5 protein-coding genes are annotated in these 5,198 nt (G+C 71.0%); all 5 read left to right on the forward strand.

The window, feature by feature from the left end; all coding sequences use genetic code 11:
• The first annotated feature begins 201 nt into the window (after nucleotides 1-201).
• The 5 genes from JHN63_RS49210 to JHN63_RS49230 all read left to right on the forward strand — a co-directional run bounded on the left by JHN63_RS49210 (nucleotide 202) and on the right by JHN63_RS49230 (nucleotide 5,095).
• On the forward strand, nucleotides 202-960 hold the full coding sequence (locus tag JHN63_RS49210) for an SRPBCC domain-containing protein (RefSeq protein WP_307782175.1): 759 nt from the start codon (nucleotides 202-204) through the stop codon (nucleotides 958-960).
• Nucleotides 953-1,741: an aldose 1-epimerase gene (locus JHN63_RS49215; RefSeq protein ID WP_200691649.1), complete on the forward strand. Its 789-nt coding sequence runs from the start codon at nucleotides 953-955 to the stop codon at nucleotides 1,739-1,741. Before JHN63_RS49210 ends, JHN63_RS49215 begins: the two co-directional genes overlap by 8 nt.
• A gap of 31 nt (nucleotides 1,742-1,772) precedes the next feature.
• Nucleotides 1,773-2,321 (forward strand): orotate phosphoribosyltransferase, encoded by a 549-nt coding sequence (gene pyrE, locus JHN63_RS49220; RefSeq protein ID WP_200691650.1) that lies wholly within the window; start codon nucleotides 1,773-1,775, stop codon nucleotides 2,319-2,321.
• Nucleotides 2,322-2,453: 132 nt separating this feature from the next.
• Nucleotides 2,454-3,485, forward strand: a complete 1,032-nt coding sequence (gene fbaA, locus JHN63_RS49225) for a class II fructose-bisphosphate aldolase (protein ID WP_200691651.1) — start codon at nucleotides 2,454-2,456, stop codon at nucleotides 3,483-3,485.
• Between the two features lie 95 nt (nucleotides 3,486-3,580).
• On the forward strand, nucleotides 3,581-5,095 hold the full coding sequence (locus tag JHN63_RS49230) for an MFS transporter (RefSeq protein ID WP_200691652.1): 1,515 nt from the start codon (nucleotides 3,581-3,583) through the stop codon (nucleotides 5,093-5,095).
• Nucleotides 5,096-5,198: the final 103 nt, after the last annotated feature.

Here is a 5,198-nt window from a genome sequence, read left to right on the forward strand (position 1 = left end):
GCGGATGTGGGTGCCGGGGGTGGCGGCTTCCACGTTGGTGCATCCGCGGTACTGAGGAGACGGGGGATCGCCTGTCACGCGGTGCTCGCTTTTCGGCGCGGGCCCGCATCGGCCCGCCCGCACCAACACACCCGCACTTACGGGCAACGACAGGTGTACCCCCGGTCAACCTAGGTAGGCTCGGCAAGCATGGAGCATGAGGTGCACGTTCCGGTTTCTCCCGAGCGACTGCGGGCCGCGCTCCGCGACCCCGCCCGGGTGGCCCGCGCTGTCCCCGGCCTCCAGCAGGACGCCGGTACCGAACCCGTCGCCGGGCGCCTGAAGGTCCGCGTCGGCAGCCACTCCATCACCTACCGGGGGTCCGTCCGGGTCACCGAGCAGGACGACGGTACGTACGCCGTCGAGGGCGACGCGACGGAGGCCCGCGGCACCGGCTCCGTGAAACTCGCCCTCGGCCTGCGCGTCCAGGAGGCCGACGGCGGCTCCACCCTCACCGTCGACGGTACGGCGACGGCGTCCGGCCGGATCACCGAACTGGCCCCGGACGCGGTACGGGCGGCGACGACCAGGCTGCTGGACCGTTTCGCGGAGAACCTGGGGGCGGAGGCGGACCCGGACCCGGCGGAGGAGCCGGCCCAGGTAGAAGTCACGGATGCCCTCGATGACGTAGCCGCGGACGACGTGGATCTGCACGACTCGGATGTGGACATGACGGACCCCATCGAGGAACTCCACGTCACCGAGACCTTCGCCGAGACCCCCGAACCCCCCGCCGAGGCCGCGCACGCGCGCCGCACGATGATCGGCCGCAGCGCGNCCCTACTGGGCCGCTCAACGGCGTTTGCGCAGCACCCTGTTCACCACGATCGCCGACGCCACGACCAGCGCGGCGGCGATCGTGGTGAACAGGGTGCTGCGCAAACGCCGTTGAGCGGCCCAGTAGGGTCGTGCCGTGAGTGACGAAGAGATCACGCTGACCGCGGGCGACGCGGAAGTGACGGTGCAGCCGGGCAACGGCGGCCGTATCGGAGGACTTCGCGTCGGCGGCACCGAACTCCTGCGCCAGGGCGAGCGGTTCGGGTGCTTCCCGATGGTCCCCTGGTGCGGCCGGATCCGCGAGGGCCGCTTCCGGGACGGCGGGGCCGTCCACCAGATGCCCCTCAACTCCCCGCCGCACGCCATCCACGGCACGGTCCGCGACGGCGCCTGGCGCACCGCCCGCCGGACGGCCGACGAGGCGGTCATCACGTACGACCTCGTCGAGCCGTGGCCCTTCCCGGGCCGCGTCACCCAGGCCGTCGCGCTGACCGCCGACACCCTGACGCTCACCATGGCGATCGAGGCGCACGGCGACTCGTTCCCGGCGCAGATCGGCTGGCACCCCTGGTTCCACCGCAACCTCGGCGGCGAGGACGTCACGGTCGACTTCAGCCCCGCCTGGCAGGAGGAGCGCGGCGAGGACCACCTCCCCACCGGCAACCGTATCGACGTCAAGCCCGGCCCCTGGGACGACTGCTTCGGCATGCCGGACGGCGTGGACGTGACGCTGACCTGGCCGGGACAACTGGAGTTGAAGGTGACGAGCCCGGAGGAATGGGTCGTCGTCTACGACGAGCAGGAGGCCGCCGTGTGCGTGGAACCGCAGACCGGCCCGCCGAACGGCCTCAACACCCTGCCGCGCCTGGTCACCCCGATCGAGCCGCTGGAAGCGACGATGACCTGGTCCTGGACGCGCCTCTGAGCCCGCGGGCATCGCCTCTAAGCTGGCAGGCATGACGGACGTACGCGGCGCGCTGCTGCAGCAGATCAAGGACAAGGCCGTGGTGCACGGCAAGGTGACCCTGTCGTCGGGGCTGGAGGCGGACTACTACATCGACCTCCGCAGAGTGACCCTCGACGGGGAGGCCGCCCCGCTCGTCGGGCAGGTGCTGCTGGACCTGACCGCGGACCTCGACTTCGACGCGGTCGGCGGCCTCACCATGGGCGCCGACCCGGTCGCCACCTCGATGCTGCACGCCGCCGCCGCGCGCGGGCGGAAGCTGGACGCCTTCGTCGTACGCAAGGCCGCGAAGGCGCACGGCATGCAGCGCCAGGTGGAGGGTCCGGAGATCGCGGGCCGCCGGGTCCTGGTCGTCGAGGACACCTCCACCACCGGCGGTTCCCCGCTCACCGCGGTCGAGGCGGTGCGCGCGGCCGGTGCCGAGGTCGTCGGGGTGGCGACCATCGTGGACCGGGCGACCGGCGCGGCCGAGAAGATCGAGGCGGGCGCGGGAGTGCCGTACCTCTTCGCGTACTCCAAGGACGATCTGAACCTGGACTGACCGCCCGCCCCGACCATTCGGCCATGTCTGGAAAGATGGGCACGACGACGACGTCGCACCCCAGGTCTAGGTCAGGGCCGTAGTACGCAGATCGCGAAGATCGCCAACCCGCACATACCAAGGAGCGGACAGATGCCCATCGCAACCCCCGAGGTCTACAACGAGATGCTCGACCGGGCGAAGGCAGGCAAGTTCGCCTACCCGGCCATCAATGTGACCTCGACCCAGACCCTGCACGCTGCGCTGCGCGGCTTCGCGGAGGCCGAGAGCGACGGCATCGTCCAGATCTCCACGGGTGGCGCCGAGTTCCTGGGCGGCCAGTACGCCAAGGAGATGGTCACGGGCTCCGTGGCGCTGGCCGAGTTCGCGCACATCGTCGCCGAGAAGTACCCCGTCACGGTCGCGCTGCACACGGACCACTGCCCCAAGGACAAGCTCGACGGCTACGTCCGTCCGCTGCTCGCGGTCTCCGAGGAGCGCGTGAAGGCCGGCGGCAACCCGCTGTTCCAGTCGCACATGTGGGACGGCTCGGCGGAGACCCTCGCCGACAACCTGGCCATCGCGCAGGAGCTGCTGGCCCGCGCCGCCGCCGCGAAGATCATCCTCGAGGTGGAGATCACCCCGACCGGCGGCGAGGAGGACGGTGTCTCGCACGAGATCAACGACTCCCTCTACACCACGGTCGAGGACGCGATCCGTACGGTCGAGGCGCTCGGCCTCGGCGAGAAGGGCCGCTACCTGCTGGCCGCGTCGTTCGGCAACGTGCACGGCGTGTACAAGCCCGGCAACGTCGTGCTCCGCCCCGAGCTGCTCAAGCAGCTGAACGAGGGTGTGGCCGCGAAGTACGGTCAGCCGGCCGGCAGCAAGCCGTTCAACTTCGTCTTCCACGGCGGCTCCGGCTCCACGGAGGAGGAGATCGCCACCGCGCTGGAGAACGGCGTGGTGAAGATGAACCTCGACACCGACACCCAGTACGCGTTCACGCGCCCGGTCGCGGACCACATGCTGAAGAACTACGACGGTGTCCTGAAGGTCGACGGCGAGGTCGGCTCCAAGAAGACCTACGACCCGCGGACCTGGGGCAAGCTGGCCGAGGCGTCGATGGCCAAGCGCGTGACCGAGGCGTGCGCGAACCTGCGCTCGACGGGCACGAAGATCAAGTAAGTCCTGAAGTCAAGTAAGTCCTTCTGAGGCGTCTGTTCACGACCGCCTTTCGCGAGCCCGGTGCTACGGCACCGGGCTCGTTGTATACCTGGGGCATGTCCTCCGATGTGCGCCTCGCCTCGCCCCAGGGCAAGTGGATCCTGCTCACCACCGTCCTCGGCTCCAGCATGGCCATGGTGGACTCCACCGTCGTCAACGTCGCCCTGCCGCGCATCGGCCGCGATCTGCACGCCGACCTGGCCGCGCTCCAGTGGACGGTCAACGCGTACATGCTGACGCTGGCCGGCCTGATCCTCCTCGGCGGCTCGCTCGGTGACCGCTACGGCCGCCGCAGGATCTTCGTCCTGGGCGTGGTCTGGTTCGCGGTGGCTTCCCTGCTGTGCGGTCTGGCCCCCAGCGCCGGGGTCCTGATCGCCGCCCGCGCGCTCCAGGGCATCGGCGGCGCGCTGCTGACCCCCGGCTCCCTCGCCCTCATCCAGGCCTCCTTCCACCCGGACGACCGGGCCAGGGCGGTCGGCCTGTGGTCCGGCTTCGGCGGCATCGGCGCGGCGATCGGCCCGTTCCTGGGCGGCTGGCTGGTGGACGGCCCCGGCTGGCGCTGGGTGTTCCTGATCAACGTCCCGATGGCGCTGGTGTGCGCGCCCATCGCCGTCCGCCATGTCCCCGAGTCGGATGGGGGCACCTCCCGCTCGAGCGAAGCCGAGAGTGGGGGAGGCCGCACCCACGGCCGCTTCGACGTCCTGGGTGCGGCGCTCGGCGCGATCGCGCTGGCGTTGGTGACGTATGCGCTGATCGAGGCGGGCGACGGCTCCCTGCCCGTCGTGATCGTCACCGCCGTCGCGGGCGTGGCCGCCGGCATCGCCTTCGTCTACGTCGAGAAGCGCAGCGCCGATCCGATGATGCCGCCGGGCATCTTCGCGTCCCGCCAGTTCACGGCGGTCAACCTCGTCACCCTCTGCGTCTACGCGGCCTTCGGCGGCTTCTTCTTCCTCACCGCGCTCCAACTCCAGGTGGTGGCAGGCTATTCGGCGCTCGAAGCGGGCACGGCGTTGCTCCCCACGACCGCCCTGATGCTCCTCTTCTCGGCCCGCTCCGGCGAACTCGCCCAGCGCATCGGCCCCCGCATCCCGCTCACCGTCGGCCCGCTCCTGTGCGCGGCGGCGATGCTGATGATGCTTCGGGTCGGCCCCGATTCCTCCTACCTCGCCGACGTCGTCCCGGCCCTCCTCGTGATGGGCAGCGGCATGGTCATCCTGGTCGCCCCGCTGACGGCCACGGTCCTGGCCTCCGTCGACACGGCTCGCGCGGGCCTGGCCAGCGGCATCAACAACGCGGCAGCCCGCGCGGCCGGCCTCATCGCGATCGCCGCGCTCCCGCTGCTCGCGGGGATGGGCTCGGAGGCGTACCGCTCGGCACCGGCCTTCGACCATGCCTTCGACCGGGCGATGTGGTGGTGCGCCGGGGTCCTGGTGGCGGGTTCGATCCTGGCCTACGCGACCGTACGGCGCCCGCCCCCGGACTGCCACCGCCCCGAGTGCCTCACCCACGGCTCGATCACGGCGCCGCCACTGGAGCCGCGGGTGGGGAAGGGGCGGCTCGAAGCGGGGTAGATGCCGGGCAATGGCCGCCCCTGGGGGAGACTGGAACCCATGACGATTCACGAGAACCTCCTCGGGGGACCGCCCCCGACCCACCTCCCCGAAGACCCCGGGC

The organism is Streptomyces sp. MBT65 (genome assembly GCF_016612545.1).
In the GTDB taxonomy this organism is placed as follows: Bacteria; Actinomycetota; Actinomycetes; order Streptomycetales; family Streptomycetaceae; genus Streptomyces.

What these genes read in the sequence shown, in the direction of transcription:
- JHN63_RS49230 (WP_200691652.1), top strand. Translation starts at nt 3,581, where the DNA reads ATGTCCTCCGATGTGCGCCTCGCCTCGCCCCAGGGCAAGTGGATCCTG.
- pyrE (WP_200691650.1), top strand. Translation starts at nt 1,773, where the DNA reads ATGACGGACGTACGCGGCGCGCTGCTGCAGCAGATCAAGGACAAGGCC.
- fbaA (WP_200691651.1), top strand. Translation starts at nt 2,454, where the DNA reads ATGCCCATCGCAACCCCCGAGGTCTACAACGAGATGCTCGACCGGGCG.